Consider the following 17,030-nt stretch of genomic DNA (forward strand, 5'->3'; position numbering starts at 1 on the left):
CGTCGGCCCCGGTTGTGTGAATGCGTGCGGCTCACCCGATCCGGCGGATGCGGGCCTTGTCGGCCTGGGGAAACGTCACAAGCGAGATTTCCCAAAGATCGATGTCCTGAAGGATGCGCTCGCCGGTCCCGGCCGCGCGGACAGCCCGCCTCGGCCGGAAGCCGATGGACAGCCCGGTCAACGCGCCCGCCGCGATCAGAACGGCCGCCTCGCGGCCCCTGGCGAGCCCGGTCAGCAAGCGCCCGCGGACATGCAGGCCCCAACGGTCCTCTGCCAGGACGTCCCACCGGCCGATGGGGGCGCCCGGGTCATGCTGCCAAAGCATGGCAATGCCCCTTGCGCCGCGCGCGGCGAGCGATCTGCGAAAGGCCCCGAACACCACCCGGTCGCCCGCTTCATCGCGTTCGCCGAACACGCTGGCGTAGCCCTCGATCGTCGCGGCCCCGTTCATTCGCCGCCCCCCCTGTCTGCCCCACGGCCGGGACCACGGTCCGGGCCACGGTCAGCGATGTGGTCCGGACCGGCGGAGACAGCGCCCCCCGCAAGATCGGCGACCAATGCGCAGAACCGATGGAAAACCGGCAGGTAGGCGGATGGGGGCAGGACGGATTTCCGCCATGCTCCGGCGCGGCCCGCACGCCACAGCGCGCCGTCCAAAGAGTGATCTGACATCTCTTATCCTGACTTGATTTCTTGCTTATTCAGAGACGTTTAGGGCCGGTTGTCGTTGCGGGTCCGCAAGCCGCTCAAGCGCTGATTCAGGGCGCTGAGTTCCTGAACGAAGTCCGAAAACCGGCGGTTAGAAAGGCTGAGTTCGCGCAACAGGAACGCCCCGATCGCCGTTGCCGACAACGCCCACAGAAACAGGGCCAGATGGGCCAGATCCCCCCGCTCGATCACCGCCCGGGTGATTTCATCGCCCATCGGACGGCTCTCCGGCGTAGGGGCCGTAGCCGACCGCGTCCCGCTTTTCGTCGCGCGTCAGAAACGTGGCCGCGTCAACCCTGCGCCACAGCGCTTCGCGCTCGGCGGACAGGGCCTCTATCGCATCGATATCCGGCTGCAGGCGGATGGGGCCTCCGTAAGCCGGTCCGAGCCAGGCCGCCAGATTGGCCGCCATCCGCTTGACCAGCGGCAAGACCGCGCCCCGCCAGAAGGCCCGGTTCGCTTCCTGATAATTGGAGTAGGTCGTATCGCCGGGGATCGCGAGCAGCATCGGCGGGACGCCGAACGCGAGCGCGATTTCCCGCGCGGCCTGGTTTTTCGCCTCGATGAAATCCATGTCCTTGGGCGTCAGGCCCATGGGTTTCCAGTCCAGCCCGCCCTCCAGCAGGAGCGGCCGCCCCGCGTTGCGCGCGCCCTGGTAGCCGGCCTCCAGTTCTTCCTTCAGCCGGTCGAACTGATCGGCACTCAGATTCATCGCATCGCCCGAGCCATAAATCAGCGCACCGGACGGCCGGGCCGCGTTGTCGAGCAGCGACTTGTTCCAGCAGGCCGCCGCATTGTGAATGTCGAGGCTCATTTGCGCGGCTTCCACCGGCGCAAAGCCGTAGTGATCGCTGAGCGGATGGAACAGCTTGATATGCCGGACCAGCGGCACCGCCTCGCCGCCCGCGCCGGTTCCGCCCGGCCCCAAGCGGACCGTCCGCCCGCCCACCGTGTAGTCGAACGCTTCCGGCCATCCATTGTCCCCGGGCACGACTTTCACCCGGTCCGGCCTGAGCGCATGGAGTTCGCGCGGCGCATCGTCGACCGGCACCTGCTCGATAAAGGCGTTGCCCGAAACCAGCAGATGACCGTAGATGGCCTCCAGTAAGTCCGCGCCCGTTTCCTGGGCATTGGGCCGGTTCAGCAGCTCCAGAAGCGGATGCTCGACCAGTTCCAAATCGTCCTCGAACAGGTTCAAGGGAACGCTGGCCGCCGCCTCCGCGACCAGCCGGACCGCCCGGTAGACCACCGGGTTTTTCGCATAGCCCTCGCGGGCCAGCGCCGCGTAATCGCGCGGGCTCCAGACGGGTCTGGACTGGCCCTGAACGGCTAGAAGCGGCCCCGTGCGGGATGCTTTCCGGTCGTGAACCGTTCGGCCGGCCCCTCGCCAGACCCTGTCAAGAAATGCTTTCAAGGCCATGAAATACCGATCCTTTTAAGCTCTATTAACAATGTGATTCAAGACAGGTATGTCCAACGGAACCCAGGCGGGACTCAGATGGAACCCAGGGAAACACGGGCGGGACCGGCGACCCGCACCAGCGACCCGAACCAGCAATGGGGACCGGCGTTAAAGGCCCCGCACCCGCGGCGTGGCGCGGGGGCCGAGCATCAGCTCCGAAACGGCCCAGACAAGGGCATCCAGCCGGTCCGGGGAGCGGCCATTGCTCAAACCGGAGGGCGAAAAGTCGGCCATCTCATCTTCCAGCTCGGGAAAGGCGCCGACATGGGCGACCCTGCCCTGGTCGTAGAGCATGGCGACCGGCTCCGCCCTGGCATGTTTGCTCCGTGTGGCGCGCACCGTCTTGACCGGCACGGAAGGGTCCGCCTTGGCGATCACCTCCGCCACCATGTCGCCCCCCTGGTTGACCTCCGCGATCAGGCAGTCGGCCGACAGCCCGTGCCACAGGCCGATGGCGGCTGATGCCCAGTCCGAAGGCCGGGCGGGGCGTTTGCTGCGGTCGGCAAGAACATAGGCGCGCCCGTCGGCGCCCAGCCCGGCGGCGATGATCCCGCATGCGTCCGATGTGCGTGTCGAACTGGCCGGCGGATCGATGGCGATCACCACGCGCACCAGGTCGGCCGGTGGCTGACCGACCCGGCAGGCCTCCAGCCCTTCGCGGCTCCAAAGCGCATCGGGCCGGTCCTCGATCAGTTGGCCGTCCAGTTCCTGGCGCCCCAGCCGGGTTCCGGCATAGCGCGCGACGACCGTTTCCAGGAAACTGGGCGCCAGATTGAAGGCATTGGCCTTGGTCGGCGCGTGCGAGATGACCGTTGACCCCAGCCCCATCAGTTTTTTCAAAAGCGGGATCGGCCGCGGCGTCGTCGTCACCAGCTGGCGCGGTCTGCTCCCCAGTCTCAGTCCGAATTGCAACATGTCGAAGGTCTCCTCGGCATTGCGCCATTTCGCCAGTTCATCGCACCAGGCAAGATCGAATTGCGGACCGCGCAAGGCCTCCGGGTCCTCGGAGGAAAAAGCCTGCGCCACCGCGCCATTGGGCCATTCCAGCCGCCGCCTGGAAGCAATCCAGGTGGGACGGTCCCGTCTGGGATGCACGCTCAGCAGCCCGGACACGCCCTCGATCATGACTTCGCGCACATCCGCGTAGGTTTCGCCCACAAGGGCGATCCGGCCGCAGCCCGGCGTTCGCCCGGAGGCGGGCGATGCCTCGGCACGCGTCCATTCGGCACCGGCCCGGGTCTTGCCCGCGCCGCGCCCGCCCATCAACAGCCACAGCGACCAGTCGCCGACCGGCGCCAGCTGATGGTCATGGGCCAGAAAGGCCCAATCGTTCAAAAGCCGTTTCATCTCGGCGGGGCTCAGGCTCCGCAGCGCCGTTTCCATCTGCCCGGCCTCCGCACAGGCCTGAAAGACGCTTCGCAAGTTCCGCGCGGAGGGCGTCCGGCTCGGCGTGGGTGTCTGCATCCGGTTCGGCCAAAGCCTCCCTTGCCCGGGAACGTTCCAGTTCGATCAGCAACTCAAGGGTCTTGGCCATCGCAGCCAATGTCTTGACGGTCTTGTCGATTTCCGAAAGATCGCCGTCGCCGGGCAGGAGCGCCCTCAGCCGCTCCTCGATCCGCGCCACCTGCCCCGCGCAGGCCGCATAGAGCCGGGGGATGAGAAGCTCGGGCGGTTCTGATGTGTGAACATCCTTGCTGCCGGGTGCCACGGTTCCGGATAGACTTGGATCGGCCCCATCGTCCCCGGTCATCCCCGCGTCTCCTGTCATCCCCGCGTCTCCGGTCATCCCCGCCTTGTGCGGGGATGACATTTCGGAAGACGAAGCAGATGGCGCGGCAGCGCCACGTACAGTCCCAACCCGATCTCCCCCCTCTGTCATCCCGGCCAAGCAACCCGCAGAGCCGGGATCGGGCAGCCCCAATGATGGCGAGCGCCCGGGCGCCCCGACCCCGGATAAGTCCGGTTCGGACTTTCCGGGAGGACGCTGCGGTGCATCTTCAGAAGCCATTTTGCGCTGCTTTTGCCGCCGCTCTTCCTGCGCGCGTTTCTTGGCGCGCCGCACCGCGGTCCTTTCGGCCTGCAAGACCTCCGCCAGGCTCTTGCCTGAAAGCCGGACCGAAATGTCGCCGGCCGCCCCCTCCGGGCACACTTCGTCAGCACCGTTCCGGCTCGTCAATCCTGGCTCCCCGCAAGCCTCAAGACACAAAAAAAGCCGGCTTTCACCAGCTTGTCCGTCATCCATCGAAAGTCTTGTCCCCGCCATCGCGGCTTAAGCGATACTGGCACCCGCGCCGCTTTACATCGCCTCAACCGCACTTTCCGGATCATGGCAAAACCATAACCGATCACCGTCACGCTGTCAAGAATATTTTCCTATTTTCTCGGCGCAAGGCTAGCGAGGAGCATTCACCGGGGCCGTGACCGGGTCAGGCTGAGGGAACACCCTGGAAAACGGGATCCGGAGCGGGCCATGGTCTCATCGGGGCTGGTCACGGGCCCGGGGCACGAACTCGTCCAAAGGTTGCATCTTGAAACCACGGCGCCGGACACCAAGATATAAACCGAACGTTAACCGGCGCAATTTAGGCTATAGCGAGTGAAATGTTGCAATCACATCTCACCGGAGCCTTGCGTCCAAACCGACGCCGGGATAAACAGAAGTCCGGCGAAGGTGCGTCCCGCACCGTTAGCCCACTTTTTGGAGATCAGGACATGATCAAGCGAGAAGGTTGGGGCGGCCTGGGTGATCGCCCATCTGCGTGATCCCGCGCCAACCTCTAGACACTACTACCTATAGATGTATATTGGCCACCCTGTAACGGGTGGCCAAATGCGTTGAGGGGAGCGAGATGGACGGTGCGGAGCCAGGCTTAGCGGGATTTCTGCCGATCAGCTCACCGATCGAGGCGATCCTGATCAGCGCCACGGTTGCATTCATCGCCGTCATCGTGACGCTTTTGGGGATCGCCGTCAGCCGGGCCGCGTCGACGAAAACCTTTACGATTCAAACCTTCATCACGGCCGAGTCGGACAAGGAACTGCTTGAGGCACAGGCGGCTTTCAATATGTGCGCGAAGGCTGGAAACATTGCCCAGTATGCTGAAAAAGACCAACATGCCACAAACGAGTCGGAACAAATCCGCCGAACGCTGAACCACCTTGAATTGCTGGCCATCGGCGTCCATACCGGCGCCCTGAGCTTTAGCATCTTCAAACGATGGTACAAGAACGGTCTCATCAACCAATGGGAACAGGCAGAATCCTTCGTCGTTCGATTGCGGCAGGTCACCAAACGCAAGGAGTTGTTTCAGGATCTCGAAGATCTCTACAAGATCCTGTCCGGCAAGGAGCAGGGACCAGGATGGTTGCAACGGCATTTGACCAAATGGTTCTGATGACCAGATGATTGTGATCCCCGGCCCGCCCAACGCTGCGGCTGGGCCAGAATCGAGACGCGAGACGGCCCGAAGCGCGTCCTCACTCTCCCAGGAACTGAGCGGCCACATGCCTTACGTGGGGGTGGGTGCGGTGCTCGACCAGAAAGATCCCCTGCCACGTGCCCAGAACTATCCGTCCGCGCGAAACGGGAATGGAGAGGGAAACCGGCAAAAGCGCGGCCTTGATATGGGCCGGCATGTCGTCGGGGCCTTCCAGCGTGTGGGTGAGATAGGCCATGGCCGGGTCATCGGACGGTGGTACCAGCCGGGCCAGATAAGCCTGCAGATCCCGCTGCACGTCCGGATCGGCGTTCTCCTGGATCAAAAGCGAGCACGAGGTGTGGCGCACGAAAAGCGTCAGCAGGCCGTCGCCCGCGCCGCTATCCTCAAGCCATCGGACCACCTCGGGCGTGAACTCGCGCAAACCCGGGCCACGCGTTGAAATCTTGAATTGTGTTAACATGTTCCTCTCCCGCATCGGGTTGACCGGGCGGCCCGGAGCCCGGCCGGTGCTGCTCGGAGGTCCGGACCGGACGGACCGCCTGGACGTGCCGAAAAATGCTTCTCCCTGAGTTTCTTGCCTGTAAAGTTCCGATGGTGGAGCCGTTGGAGTACCGGGCGTTAAGAAAAAATACGGAAGATAGTCTACCATCTTAGAATCGGTCAGCTCCGGGGCGAAAGCCGTTTGCCGCTTGCCGCCGGCTGATCTGGCCCCGACATCGCAGGCCGAAAAGGACCCCTGATGATCCCCGCCCGCTACACTGTTTTCGGCCTGTGCATCGCTCTTGCGCTGGCCGGCCTGATCCTGACCCTAACCATCAGCGGCTGGTTCAGCCTGGCCTTTGTCTTTTTTGCGGCGCTCAGCCTTTTGGGTGTCCTCGATCTGACCCAAGCGCGCCACTCGGTTCTGCGCAACTACCCGGTCATTGGCCATGCGCGGTATTTGTTCGAAGCGATCCGGCCGGAAATGCGGCAGTATTTTTTCGAAAGCAACCTCGACGGCACCCCGTTTTCGCGCGACAAGCGCAGCCTGGTCTATGACCGGGCGAAAAACATCGAGAGCAATGTGCCGTTCGGGACCGAATATGACGTGTATTCGAACGCCTATGCCTGGGTGAACCATTCCCTTGTTCCGCAGCCCCCCTACCCCGGCGATCTGCGGGTGACGATCGGCGGCCCCGCCTGCAGCCAGCCCTACTCGGCCTCGCTGTTCAACATCTCGGCAATGAGTTTCGGATCGCTGTCTGCGAATGCGATTCTCGCGCTGAACAAGGGCGCCAAGGCCGGCAATTTCGCCCATGACACGGGCGAAGGCAGCGTGTCGCGCTACCACCGGGAAGGCGGCGGCGACCTGATCTGGGAAATCGGCAGCGGCTGTTTCGGCTGCCGGACGGCCGACGGACAATTCGATCCGGAGAAATTCGCCGCCCAGGCGCAGGATCCCCAGATCAAGATGATCGAGATCAAGCTGAGCCAGGGCGCCAAGCCCGGTCATGGCGGCGTTCTGCCCGGCCCAAAGGTGACGAAAGAGATCGCCGAAGCCCGCGGCATACCGGTCGGCGTCGAATGCGTCTCGCCCGCCGCCCACCCGGCGTTCTCCACTCCGATCGAGCTATTGGAGTTCGTGGCACAGCTGCGTGACCTGTCGGGCGGCAAGCCGGCCGGATTCAAGCTCTGCGTCGGCCACAAATGGGAATTCATGGCCATTGCCAAAGCCATGCTGGAGACCCGCATCGTGCCGGACTTCATTGTCGTCGATGGCGCCGAAGGCGGCACCGGGGCGGCACCGGTGGAGTTCACCAACCGGCTCGGCACGCCGCTGCGTCAGGGTCTTTCCTTCGTTCACAATGTACTGGTTGGCACCAACCTGCGGGACCAGGTCAAGATCGGGGCGAGCGGCAAGCTCATCACGGCCTTTGACCTTGCCGGAGCGCTTTGTCTTGGCGCGGACTGGGTCAACTCCGCCCGCGGTTTCATGTTCGCCATCGGCTGCATCCAGTCCCAAAGCTGCCACACCAACAAGTGCCCGACCGGGGTCGCGACACAGGATCCCCGGCGGCAACAGGCGCTGGTCGTGCCGGACAAGGCCGAGCGTGTGGCGAATTTTCATCGCAACACTCTGAAGGCCCTGGCCGATTTCACTGCCGCCTCCGGCCTTGCCCATCCCCGCGAATTCCGTCCCGAGCATTTTTTCCTGCATGAGGGCGGACGGGCCATTTTGCCTGCCAGCGCGGCCATGACCTGGTTGAAGCCGGGCGATCTACTGGCCCAAACCCATGACATTCCGGGCTACTCCGCGTACTGGGCGATGGCCGATCCACATGGTTTTGCGCCGCGCATGCCGGTGGCGGAGGCGCAACAGCAGCATGGAAACCCACATGGCACAGCCGTTCACTAGCCTGTGAGCGGACCGTGACATGGCGAACCGCGGGGCGCTTCCGGCCGTATGCGGCACATGATGTGTCACCAAGGATCATCCCATGCTACTGAACCTCATCCGGCCTTCGGCCTTCATCTGCCTCCTCGCGCTCGGTCTATTTGGCCTGGCCGCGGCCCCGATCCAGCCGGCCCAAGCCAACACCCTCGTGCTTGAGGAGTTTTTCCGGGGCAAGACCGTGGGCAAGGGCGTGTTCGAAAGCCGGTTCGCCGGCGTCTACCGGCCCTTCACCGTCTACCTGACCGGCACGTGGAACCCGCGCACCTTCACCCTGCGCCTGCGCGAGGACTTCGTCTATGAAGACGGGGAGCGCGACACGAAGGTCTGGTTCTTCGAGAAGGTGGGCGAAGGCCGCTATATCGGATCCCGGTCGGACGTGAAGGGACCGGCGATCGTCACAACCGGCAAGGACGGGGCGATCCGCTTTTCCTATGTCGCGGAGGTCCCGCTGGAAAATGGCTCCATCCTGCTGCGGTTCAACGACACGCTGACCCAGATCGACGCCCGAACGGTGAAAAACACGGCGGACGTGGTCAAGGGCGGTTTTCCGGTCGGCACCGTCGAACTGACGTTCAAAAGGTAACGATCAGGGCGGCCTGTCCGGGTTGCCAACTTGATAGCGTCACACAAGGCTGGTTTCTTAGCAAACAGTGATCGCTTTCAAGGAAATCCGGACCATGAGCCGCCCAAACCCGCTCCTGAACATCCGCCCGCCCATCGCTCTGACCCGGTCCGCCGTCGTTCTGGGTCTGATGGTCGCCCTGCTGGCGAGCCTGATCATACCGCCGGCTCCGGCCCGCGCGATGGAACCCGGCATGGCCGACACGCTCGAAGAGATCTTGCGCGAACCGTTTACCGGCGACTTTGACGCCATCGCGGAACGGGGTTACCTGCGCGTTCTGGTGCCGTTTTCCAAAACCTTTTTCTTTATCGACAATGGGGTCCAGCGCGGCACCGCTGTCGACACGATGAGCGAATTCGGCAAGTTCCTCGACAAGCGTCACGGCAAGAAGACACGGGAAGACCAGCTCGTCCTGATCCCCACGCCGCGGGAGCGCATTTTCCAGGATCTCAGCGAAGGCCGCGGCGACATGGCGATTGGAAACCTCACCGTCACCAAGGCGCGCGCGGAACTTGTCGCCTTTTCAACACCGACCTTTGACCATGTGAAGGAGGTGCTCCTGACGGCCGACAGCGTGCCCGATATTGCGGCCCCGGAAGACCTGTCCGGCATGGAAATCCATGTCCGCGCCTCCTCCAGCTATCATGACAGCCTGCTTGCACTGAACAAAAAGCTGGAGGCGGGCGGAAAGGCGCCGGTCAAGATCGTGAAGGCCAGCGAGAACCTGGAGGACGAGGATCTGATGGACCTGGTTCAAGCGGGCGGGATCCCGGCGATTATCGTCGACGACCACAAGGCGGATCTCTGGCTGCAAATCCTGACCGGGCTGAAGACCCATCCGGATGCGGCGGTACGCACCGGTGGCCAGATCGCTTTCGCCGTGCGCAAGGACGCGCCGGAACTCCTCAAGGAAGTGAATGCCTTCGCACAAACCGTGAAAAAGGGCACCCTGCTCGGCAACATCATCTTGAAGCGCTATCTTTCGGACGCCCGGTATCTGGAAAACCTGAGCGAGGATGGCCGTTCCGCCAAATTCGAAGACCTGTCGTCGCTCTTTCAAAAATATGGCGCGCAATACTCCATCGACTGGCTGCTCATCGCCGCGCAATCCTATCAGGAAAGCCAGTTCCAGCAGGACGTGAAAAGCGGAGCCGGCGCGGTCGGCCTCATGCAGATCAAGCCGTCCACCGCCGAAGGCAGCCCGATCGAGATCAAGGGCGTGGCCCAGGATCCGGAGGCGAATGTCCATGCCGGGGTCAAATATCTGCGATATATCGCGAACACGTACTTCGACGACCTCAAGGACAACCCGGCCAACCAGACCTTCTTCGCCCTTGCCGCCTATAATGCGGGGCCAAGCCGGTTCGCCCGCCTGCGCGCGGAAGCGGCCAGCAAAGGCTATGACCCGGACAAGTGGTTCGGAAATGTGGAGTGGATCGTTGGCCACAAGATCAGCCGCGAACCCGTGCGCTACGTGGGCAATATCTACAAGTACTATGTGGTGTTCAACGCCGAGGCGCAGCACCGGGCCGGCAAAAGCGGGCCAGCCCAATGACCGGCTGCACCAATAACAGGTTGGCCCGGTAAACGGTTCGCGGGCGCGGGCATTGTCCGCCCGCGCCGAACCTACCCACGCAGATCAACGGCGTTTCAGATTGCCCGCGCGCCGAGACGGGCCGCCCGCTCCAGCATCTTTTCCCGTTGGCCCGGGGTCGATCCGTGCAGGGACGCGAACCAGGAATAGGCCTTCATCTTCAGCCCGCAGAAATTCAGGATCTGGCTGCGGATTTCCTTCTTGATTGGTGCCCCGTAAACCAGCCGGAAGAACCAGCCCGGCGTGTCAGCGGTCACGAGAACTTCAGAGGTTCGCCCCCTCAAGAGGCCTTCCGGAAACGCTTTGCCCTTCACATACCGAAAAGCCTTGCCCGGGAGCAGAACCCGGTCGAACAGGCCCTTGAGCTTGGCGGGCATCCCGCCCCACCACAGAGGATGGGCGAGCACGAAATGCTCCGACCAGTCTAGGTCCGCCCAAAAGGCCTCCAGATCCGGCTCCAGCGGTTTGACATTGCGATAAGAGCCGTATTCGAAATCCGGATCGAAACTCATATCCGACAGTTTCGCGATCCGCACCTCATGGCCGTTCTTGCGCGCCGCCTCGGCATAGCGCGCAGCCAGCGCGCCGCAAAAGCTCTCCGTGGCCGGATGGCCGTCCAGCACCAATATCTTCTTTGTCATGCGTGTCTCCATCGCGGCCGGATCATGCGCCGCAGGTTTTTTGACCACGGTCATTATTGACCTTGGTCAGTTTTTGACCTAAACCAAAATCAGTGTCAATAAATATTTTGACCTTGGTCATTTTTTGAAGGGAACCCCATGAGCGCCCCCGCCCCGCGCAAGCCCCAGGCCCGCACGGCCCTCACTCGCGCCCGCCTGCTGGACGCGGCAAAGAGCATCGCCCGCGAAGACGGGCTCGAGGCATTGACGGCAGAAGGGATCGCAAGGCTTGCCGGGGTCGCCAAGGGCACTCTGTTTGCCCATTTCGGCGACATGGACGGGCTGCTGTCCTACCTGCTGCTGGACCGCCTGCAGGGTTTGATCGAGGCCGACGGCGAAGCCTCGGACGATACGCTTCACGATCCGGTCTCGGCGGTCGTCGAACGCATGATGGCGCTCATTGGCGTCATGACGGAAAGCCAGATCATGACGCGCATGTTCATGGAAAACATCGGGGTGACCAAAGGCCATTGCGCGCCCGAATTCGCCGAACAGCTCGCCCGCTGGGACGCGAAGCTTCTCGATGTCTTGAAAGCCTGGCAGGCAAGTGAGACGGCGGCGCCGGCACTCAGGCGGGATCTGGCCGCGGACGTCTTGCTGGACGGGATGATCGCCTTCACCCTGCATGGGGCGATTTTGAAACAATCCTGCCAGGTGACGGACCCGGACGTGCTCCGGGAAAGGCTCCGGACCCATGTCGGGGCCTATCTCCTGGCGTGACGCTGGTGGCAAAAAGCCTGTCCGGACCGGGACAATGCAAACGCGGTTTCAGGGCGCCCGGAAGATCTTTTCAGACCTCACGGATTTTAAGTCCCCTGCCGAAAAGACGCCCGGGGCTTTCGCGCACCCATCGCTGACGCGCTCGTTCAGGGCACGGGCATTGCAAGCGGGATGATCCGCCGTCCCTCGATGTTCAGACCATCCGGACGGAAAATATCGGGAAAAACATCGCGCAAGGTTTGTTGCAAAATACCCTGTGCGTCCGCCGATTTTAAAACATCAGTCAGTAGCTTATGGAGATCAGGACGGTCTTTTGAGACATAAAGACGGAAGTCGTTCTCGTAGACAAGCTGGAGATGCGGCTCCACCGCAAGTTCCGGATGCTGGGGAGCTTCCACAGCCATTTCGATGATGCCGCGCGAAAAATAATCTACGCCCGGCCGTCCAGCGGCCAGCTTGTTGTAAATCGCCGGGTTCCAATGCTCCCGGGTGAGATCGACCGGAAGTCCATTGACCTCCCAGATCTGCACATCGTTCCAGTCATAGCCCATGGCTCCGATCGTGCCCAGGGCCCGGAATTCATCGAGCGATTGGACATGGGCATACAGGTCCTTGTCATCCGGACGAACGAACAGCACCCGAACACCCTTCAGGCCATCGGTCAGATCAAATTCAACCTCCAGAAATCTCTTTTTCAGGTCGGCATCCTCGCCGCGCCAGAACAGGTCCAGCCCCTCCTGGCGTTCAACCAGCAGCATCATCCGCCCGTGGCTGAGGGGATCGTTTGCCGGCGTCACAATGGCCTTTCCGCCCGCGGCTTCGAAAGCGCGCTGCAACAGCTCCTGAACGTAGTGCGTCAAACTATGCTGGGGGATCCGCAGTTCCAGCGGCTCGGCGGAGGCCGGGACGGACCATGCCAACCCAAAAACCAAACCAAGACATGCGAGGACCTTGCGCATAGACGTTCACTCTCCCGCTGTTCGCCCAGCACGCCAAACCATTGCCGCTGTTGCGAATACCGAATTCAGCGAAATATTCATACATTCATTTCAATAAACGAATGTCTAAGAAAGGCATGAAGGGCGTTACGTTCCCGCGCCCGGCTCCTCACCGGGCCAGCTGACCACGTGATGCTCGAAGTCCTCCAGGGCCATCCCGTCCTCGCTCACCGTGCGTCCGCGAACCGATATTCCGGCCTGATGCACGGTGTTGGGGTCTCCGGACACAAGCGGATGCCACCAATAGAGATCACGGTTCTCCCGGACCAGACGGTAGGCGCAGGTCGGCGGCAACCATGTGAGTCCGCGCACCGTGTCCGGGGTCAACTGGATGCAATCGGGAACTGTCGCGGCTCTGTTTTCATAGTCCTTGCACCGGCATGTCTGCCCGTCGAGCAGCGTGCAGGCGACATTCGTCCAGACGATCTGCCCGGTGTCCCAGTCTTCCAGCTTGTTCAGGCAACAGCGCGCGCAGCCGTCGCACAAGGACTCCCACTCGCTCTGGCTCATTTGCTCCAGCGTCTTCTGGCGCCAGAAGGGACCGTCATCGGCCGGGCTTGTCGGTTGCTTCACGGTGCAGGTTTCCGATTAAACGCTCTGCGGCTGCGCGTATCACGTTGGAGCCGGGCGGACAACAACGGGGTCCGGTCAAGCCGCGCAGCAGTGCGGCCCCGGTGCCCACGTGTCAGAGCCGTTTTGTCCGCTCGCCGGACGGCAGGCGGCGTTCACGCTGCATGCATGTTTTCACCGGACAGGCGCATGTTTTTGCAAACTCTCGCAAGTGGACCTGTTCTCATTGGCCCCTGAAGCGGATATCCTGCCGACGAACAGACCCGATACGATGAATGGACGTTTCCGTGGGCGAGACAGAGCCGGCGCCGACAGACAAGCCAGGTGCCTCACGCAACAGACCGCGGCGCGGCATCCGGCACGTGTTTCTGGCTGTGGATGCCTGGGTGGACACGGCGCTCTGGCGGACCGGTTCCGGCCTGCGCCGGTTCTTCGAAAACTACGACGCTTTCCTTCGCCGTTTTCGCGCGCGCGGCATTTGGAGAGCCCTAACGGAAGTCACGTCGGAAGGGCTGACCTACGGGGCGCTCGGACTTGTTGTCGTGCTGGCCTTTGCCCAGCCCTCATTCGAGGCCACACGCCAGACGGACTGGAAGACGACGGAGGACTTTGCCGTCACCTTTCTGGACCGGTTCGGAAACGAGATCGGCCGCAGGGGGATCGTGCTGAACGACAGCGTGCCCCTGGAGGAACTCCCCGATTCCCTGATCAAGGCAACGCTCGCCACGGAGGACCGGCGCTTCTTCAGCCACTTCGGCATCGACATGGTTGGCACTGCCCGCGCCATGGTCGAAAACGCCCGGGCCGGTGGCGTCGTGCAAGGGGGATCCTCCATCACGCAACAGCTTGCGAAAAACCTGTTCCTGTCAAACGAACGGACCTTGAGCCGCAAGATCAAGGAGGCCTATCTGGCGCTTTGGCTGGAAGCGAACCTGACCAAGCAGGAAATCCTCAAGCTCTATCTCGACCGGGCCTATATGGGCGGCGGCGTGTTCGGTGTCACTGCCGCGGCCGAGTTCTATTTCAACAAGAACGTCCGCGAGTTGAGCCTGGCCGAAAGCGCCATGCTGGCCGGGCTGTACAAGGCACCGACCCGCTATGCGCCGCACATCAACCTGCCCGCCGCCCGCGCGCGGGCGAACGAAGTCTTGACCAACATGGTCCAGGGCGGCTTCCTCACAGAAGGTCAGGTCATCGGCGCCCGCCGGAACCCGGCCGTGGCGGTCAACCGGAGCGACACCCAGCTTCCCGAATACTTCCTGGATTGGGGCTTGAGCGAGGTCAAGGCCATGGCCCGCCGCAAACCGGCGCTCTCGCGGGACCGGATCGTCACGGTTCGAACCACGTTCGATCCGGCTCTGCAGCGGCAGGCCGAGCTCGCCGTCGAAACAACCTTGCGCAACAATGGACCGGCCCGGGACGTGTCCGAGGCCGCCTTCGTCGCGATGCAGACGGACGGGGCGGTCGTGGCCATGGTCGGCGGCAATTCATATGGGCAAAGCCAATTCAATCGCGCCGCGAACGCGCTGCGCCAGCCGGGCTCTTCCTTCAAGCCGTTCGTTTACATGGCGGCCTTCCTCAACGGGTATTCGAAGGACAGCATCGTTCCGGACCGGCCGATCTGGATCGGCAACTGGAGCCCGCGCAACTACAACCGCAGCTACAGCGGGCCGGTTTCGCTGAAACTCGCGCTGACCAAGTCGATCAACACCATTCCGGTCCGTCTTGCCCAGGCGATTGGCCGCGAAAAAGTGATCGAGACCGCGTACGCCATGGGCATTTCAAATGAGCTGCAAAATTCGGTGTCGCTGCCGATCGGCTCGTCGGAAGTCACCGTGCTCGACATGGCCGCCGCTTACTCGTCCTTTGCCAATGGCGGCTTCAAGGCCACGCCCTACACAATCCTGGAGATTCAAAACAGCGAAGGCGAGGTTCTTTATTCGCGCGACCGGGAGGAAGCACCGCCACCGCGCATTCTTCCCGCCGACAAGGTCGCGGATATGAACGACATCCTCGTGAATGTGGTCGAGGCCGGCACCGGCCGCCGAGCGCGGATCGACGGGGTCGTTGCCGCAGGAAAGACCGGCACCACCGATGGCTACCGCGATGCATGGTTCGTTGGGTACACCGGCAACTATACGGGCGCGGCCTGGTTCGGCAATGACGACTTCACCTCGACCCGCAGGGTCACGGGCGGCAGCCTGCCGGCGATGGCCTGGCAGATGTTCATGGAATACGCGCATAACGGCATCGACCTGGTGCCGATGCCCGGAATTGATATGGACAGCCTCAACCAACGGCCGGTGGCCCTGGCGCAGAACGCCGATGAGACGTCGCTCCAACCCCGCATTCTCAACCGCGACACCCAGGCCTTGCTTGACGAACTCGCGGAGCAATTCGCCGCGATCCGGCAAATGGCGCAGATACAGCCCGGCCCCGACGGCCGGTTGACGGACCTTGCGGCAGCCGAATGAAAACAGCGACACGGTCCCATTCCGAGGCGGACTTCTATCGCCAGGACATCCCGAAAATGCTGCGGCCAAGCCGCCCGGCCCCGTTGGCGACACTTCTGTGGGCCCTGGGCATCCTCACATGCGGCACCCTGCTTGGTATTGCCTCGGCCTATCTGGTCATCGAGCGCGACCGCCCGCTCCAGACGGTCAGGATCGGCGCATGGGAAATGGACCCGACCGCCGGCACGGAAGAAGCGGACCCCTATTCGATTGCGATCCACAGCCGTGGCGCCTCCGTCCCGCTCGCCTCCGGAGAAGGGCAGGCCCTGATTGCCCGGACCGACAGCAGCGGCCGGTTGCTCGATCCGTCCTGCACCTACATTCTGTCCGGAGAAACCCCGGCCGCTCGCCTGTGGACCTTGACCTCGACCGACCGGCGGGGCCGGCTGGCCGAAACCATCGCGGGCCGCACCCATCTGTCCAGCCGCGCGCTTTTGCGCCGGCAAGACGGCTCATTCGAGATAACGGCATCTCCCCGGCCGGCCTCTGGAAACTGGCTGCCGCTGGCCAGCCGTCCGCAGGACATGGACGGCCTGATGTTCAAGCTCCGGCTTTATGATGCGCCGGTCACCACCGGCGCGGCCCTGAGCAACGCCGCCATGCCGGTGATCTCGCGGAGATCATGCCCATGACGCTGTCGACCCGCATGAGCCTTGCCCTGGGATTGCTCGCGGTTTTGATGCTCGCCGCCATCGTGCATATCCTGGTGATCTTCAGTATCCCCGGAAGCGTCACCCACACGGCGTTTTCGGACGCCGCCGCCTTCGGTCCCGACAGCCGGTTCAATGTCCTGCCGGACATTCTGCCCGGGCGGGAGCCCCTGCCCGATCTCGACCCGGCCATGAGCCATGCGGTTTGCCGTTTCCATCTCGACGAGGGTCCCGTCCGGTTCACGGCGACGATCCCCGCGCCATTCTGGTCCATGGGGTTGTTCGATGCGTCTGGCCAGACAATCTACAGCCTCAACAACCGGACCGCAGGCTCGGACACGTTGTCGCTGCTGCTGCTCTCGCCGAGCCAGCTGTCGATCCTCAGACAGAACCCGCCGGAAGACCTCGATGATCTGATTGTCATCGAAACCGAGCAAACAGAGGGACTGGCGCTGCTGCGCGCTTACCTCTCACACCCCGTGCAAAAGTCCGAGCTCCGGTCCGCTCTCAATTCCGCCCAATGCGCCCAGATGGATCCGCGAAATCAGACTGGCAATTGATCTGCAGCATTGCCAAATCGTCCGCTTTCCGATTTAACCGCAGCATATTTCAGATGCTTGAACATAGATCCGTATGTTC

17 protein-coding genes are annotated in these 17,030 nt (G+C 62.9%); 8 read left to right on the plus strand and 9 right to left on the minus strand.

Translation table 11 applies throughout. From position 1 onward, the window contains the following. Positions 1-31: 31 nt before the first annotated feature. From F0184_RS10555 to F0184_RS20890, 5 genes are all read right to left on the minus strand, one after another. Positions 32-451, minus strand: coding sequence for an HK97 family phage prohead protease (locus F0184_RS10555; RefSeq protein ID WP_150496160.1), 420 nt, complete (start codon positions 449-451; stop codon positions 32-34). A gap of 260 nt (positions 452-711) precedes the next feature. Further along, positions 712-924: a hypothetical protein gene (locus tag F0184_RS10560; protein WP_150496161.1), complete on the minus strand. Its 213-nt coding sequence runs from the start codon at positions 922-924 to the stop codon at positions 712-714. Further along, positions 914-2,128, minus strand: a complete 1,215-nt coding sequence (locus F0184_RS10565) for a phage portal protein (protein WP_150496162.1) — start codon at positions 2,126-2,128, stop codon at positions 914-916. Before F0184_RS10565 ends, F0184_RS10560 begins: the two co-directional genes overlap by 11 nt. Positions 2,129-2,278: 150 nt before the next feature. Next, a complete protein-coding gene (locus F0184_RS10570; RefSeq protein WP_244299119.1) occupies positions 2,279-3,553 on the minus strand; it encodes a DNA-packaging protein in 1,275 nt (424 codons plus the stop codon). Beyond that, positions 3,477-3,920 (minus strand): hypothetical protein, encoded by a 444-nt coding sequence (locus tag F0184_RS20890; RefSeq protein WP_150496163.1) that lies wholly within the window; start codon positions 3,918-3,920, stop codon positions 3,477-3,479. Before F0184_RS20890 ends, F0184_RS10570 begins: the two co-directional genes overlap by 77 nt. 1,099 nt (positions 3,921-5,019) lie before the next feature. Here F0184_RS20890 and F0184_RS10580 point away from each other — a divergent pair. Continuing rightward, a complete protein-coding gene (locus F0184_RS10580; RefSeq protein ID WP_150496164.1) occupies positions 5,020-5,565 on the plus strand; it encodes a DUF4760 domain-containing protein in 546 nt (181 codons plus the stop codon). An 82-nt stretch (positions 5,566-5,647) separates the two neighbouring features. Here F0184_RS10580 and F0184_RS10585 read toward each other — a convergent pair whose 3' ends face one another. Beyond that, positions 5,648-6,070: a secondary thiamine-phosphate synthase enzyme YjbQ gene (locus F0184_RS10585; protein WP_150496165.1), complete on the minus strand. Its 423-nt coding sequence runs from the start codon at positions 6,068-6,070 to the stop codon at positions 5,648-5,650. Between the two features lie 279 nt (positions 6,071-6,349). Between F0184_RS10585 and F0184_RS10590 the strand changes: the two genes are divergently transcribed. The 3 genes from F0184_RS10590 (at position 6,350) to F0184_RS10600 (ending at position 10,221) form a co-directional block, all read left to right on the plus strand. Continuing rightward, on the plus strand, positions 6,350-8,005 hold the full coding sequence (locus F0184_RS10590) for an FMN-binding glutamate synthase family protein (RefSeq protein ID WP_150496166.1): 1,656 nt from the start codon (positions 6,350-6,352) through the stop codon (positions 8,003-8,005). A gap of 82 nt (positions 8,006-8,087) precedes the next feature. Then, on the plus strand, positions 8,088-8,627 hold the full coding sequence (locus F0184_RS10595; RefSeq protein WP_150496167.1) for a DUF3833 family protein: 540 nt from the start codon (positions 8,088-8,090) through the stop codon (positions 8,625-8,627). Between the two features lie 94 nt (positions 8,628-8,721). After that, the gene (locus F0184_RS10600; protein ID WP_150496168.1) at positions 8,722-10,221 is read left to right on the plus strand and encodes an MltF family protein; all 1,500 of its coding nucleotides are present in this window, start codon (positions 8,722-8,724) and stop codon (positions 10,219-10,221) included. A 95-nt stretch (positions 10,222-10,316) separates the two neighbouring features. On the opposite strand, the gene F0184_RS10605 is transcribed toward F0184_RS10600, so the two are convergent. Continuing rightward, a complete protein-coding gene (locus tag F0184_RS10605) occupies positions 10,317-10,901 on the minus strand; it encodes an NAD(P)H-dependent oxidoreductase (RefSeq protein ID WP_150496169.1) in 585 nt (194 codons plus the stop codon). A 138-nt stretch (positions 10,902-11,039) separates the two neighbouring features. Here F0184_RS10605 and F0184_RS10610 point away from each other — a divergent pair, with 138 nt between their 5' ends. After that, positions 11,040-11,660: a TetR/AcrR family transcriptional regulator gene (locus tag F0184_RS10610; RefSeq protein WP_150496170.1), complete on the plus strand. Its 621-nt coding sequence runs from the start codon at positions 11,040-11,042 to the stop codon at positions 11,658-11,660. Positions 11,661-11,806: 146 nt separating this feature from the next. On the opposite strand, the gene F0184_RS10615 is transcribed toward F0184_RS10610, so the two are convergent. Together F0184_RS10615 and F0184_RS10620 are read right to left on the minus strand one after the other, a co-directional pair. Further along, positions 11,807-12,580, minus strand: a complete 774-nt coding sequence (locus tag F0184_RS10615) for a hypothetical protein (protein ID WP_172972069.1) — start codon at positions 12,578-12,580, stop codon at positions 11,807-11,809. Positions 12,581-12,745: 165 nt separating this feature from the next. Continuing rightward, entirely contained in the window at positions 12,746-13,231 is a 486-nt protein-coding gene (locus F0184_RS10620; protein WP_280176942.1) for a YcgN family cysteine cluster protein, read from the minus strand. A gap of 272 nt (positions 13,232-13,503) precedes the next feature. Between F0184_RS10620 and F0184_RS10625 the strand changes: the two genes are divergently transcribed. Genes F0184_RS10625 through F0184_RS10635 form a run of 3 tightly spaced genes read left to right on the plus strand, consistent with a single transcriptional unit; the run spans position 13,504 to position 16,951 of the window. Further along, positions 13,504-15,702 carry a transglycosylase domain-containing protein gene (locus tag F0184_RS10625; RefSeq protein ID WP_150496172.1) on the plus strand — a complete coding sequence of 733 codons (2,199 nt, stop codon included), beginning with the start codon at positions 13,504-13,506 and terminating at the stop codon, positions 15,700-15,702. After that, complete coding sequence (locus F0184_RS10630) at positions 15,699-16,373, plus strand: DUF1214 domain-containing protein (protein ID WP_150496173.1); 675 nt, start codon at positions 15,699-15,701, stop codon at positions 16,371-16,373. The genes F0184_RS10625 and F0184_RS10630 overlap by 4 nt, the downstream gene beginning before the upstream one ends. Further along, complete coding sequence (locus F0184_RS10635; RefSeq protein ID WP_150496174.1) at positions 16,370-16,951, plus strand: DUF1254 domain-containing protein; 582 nt, start codon at positions 16,370-16,372, stop codon at positions 16,949-16,951. The genes F0184_RS10630 and F0184_RS10635 overlap by 4 nt, the downstream gene beginning before the upstream one ends. The last annotated feature ends 79 nt before the right edge of the window (positions 16,952-17,030 follow it).

The organism is Roseibium aquae, from assembly GCF_008711285.1.
GTDB classification, from domain to species: domain Bacteria; phylum Pseudomonadota; class Alphaproteobacteria; order Rhizobiales; family Stappiaceae; genus Roseibium; species Roseibium aquae.

Excerpts from the sequence above, each read along its gene's own strand:
- F0184_RS10595 (WP_150496167.1), top strand. The coding sequence starts at position 8,088 with ATGCTACTGAACCTCATCCGGCCTTCGGCCTTCATCTGCCTCCTCGCG.
- F0184_RS10580 (WP_150496164.1), top strand. The coding sequence starts at position 5,020 with ATGGACGGTGCGGAGCCAGGCTTAGCGGGATTTCTGCCGATCAGCTCA.
- F0184_RS10585 (WP_150496165.1), bottom strand. The coding sequence starts at position 6,070 with ATGTTAACACAATTCAAGATTTCAACGCGTGGCCCGGGTTTGCGCGAG.
- F0184_RS10600 (WP_150496168.1), top strand. The coding sequence starts at position 8,722 with ATGAGCCGCCCAAACCCGCTCCTGAACATCCGCCCGCCCATCGCTCTG.
- F0184_RS10560 (WP_150496161.1), bottom strand. The coding sequence starts at position 924 with ATGGGCGATGAAATCACCCGGGCGGTGATCGAGCGGGGGGATCTGGCC.
- F0184_RS10635 (WP_150496174.1), top strand. The coding sequence starts at position 16,370 with ATGACGCTGTCGACCCGCATGAGCCTTGCCCTGGGATTGCTCGCGGTT.
- F0184_RS10565 (WP_150496162.1), bottom strand. The coding sequence starts at position 2,128 with ATGGCCTTGAAAGCATTTCTTGACAGGGTCTGGCGAGGGGCCGGCCGA.
- F0184_RS10605 (WP_150496169.1), bottom strand. The coding sequence starts at position 10,901 with ATGACAAAGAAGATATTGGTGCTGGACGGCCATCCGGCCACGGAGAGC.
- F0184_RS10610 (WP_150496170.1), top strand. The coding sequence starts at position 11,040 with ATGAGCGCCCCCGCCCCGCGCAAGCCCCAGGCCCGCACGGCCCTCACT.
- F0184_RS10630 (WP_150496173.1), top strand. The coding sequence starts at position 15,699 with ATGAAAACAGCGACACGGTCCCATTCCGAGGCGGACTTCTATCGCCAG.
- F0184_RS20890 (WP_150496163.1), bottom strand. The coding sequence starts at position 3,920 with ATGACCGGGGACGATGGGGCCGATCCAAGTCTATCCGGAACCGTGGCA.
- F0184_RS10625 (WP_150496172.1), top strand. The coding sequence starts at position 13,504 with ATGGACGTTTCCGTGGGCGAGACAGAGCCGGCGCCGACAGACAAGCCA.
- F0184_RS10555 (WP_150496160.1), bottom strand. The coding sequence starts at position 451 with ATGAACGGGGCCGCGACGATCGAGGGCTACGCCAGCGTGTTCGGCGAA.
- F0184_RS10590 (WP_150496166.1), top strand. The coding sequence starts at position 6,350 with ATGATCCCCGCCCGCTACACTGTTTTCGGCCTGTGCATCGCTCTTGCG.
- F0184_RS10570 (WP_244299119.1), bottom strand. The coding sequence starts at position 3,553 with ATGGAAACGGCGCTGCGGAGCCTGAGCCCCGCCGAGATGAAACGGCTT.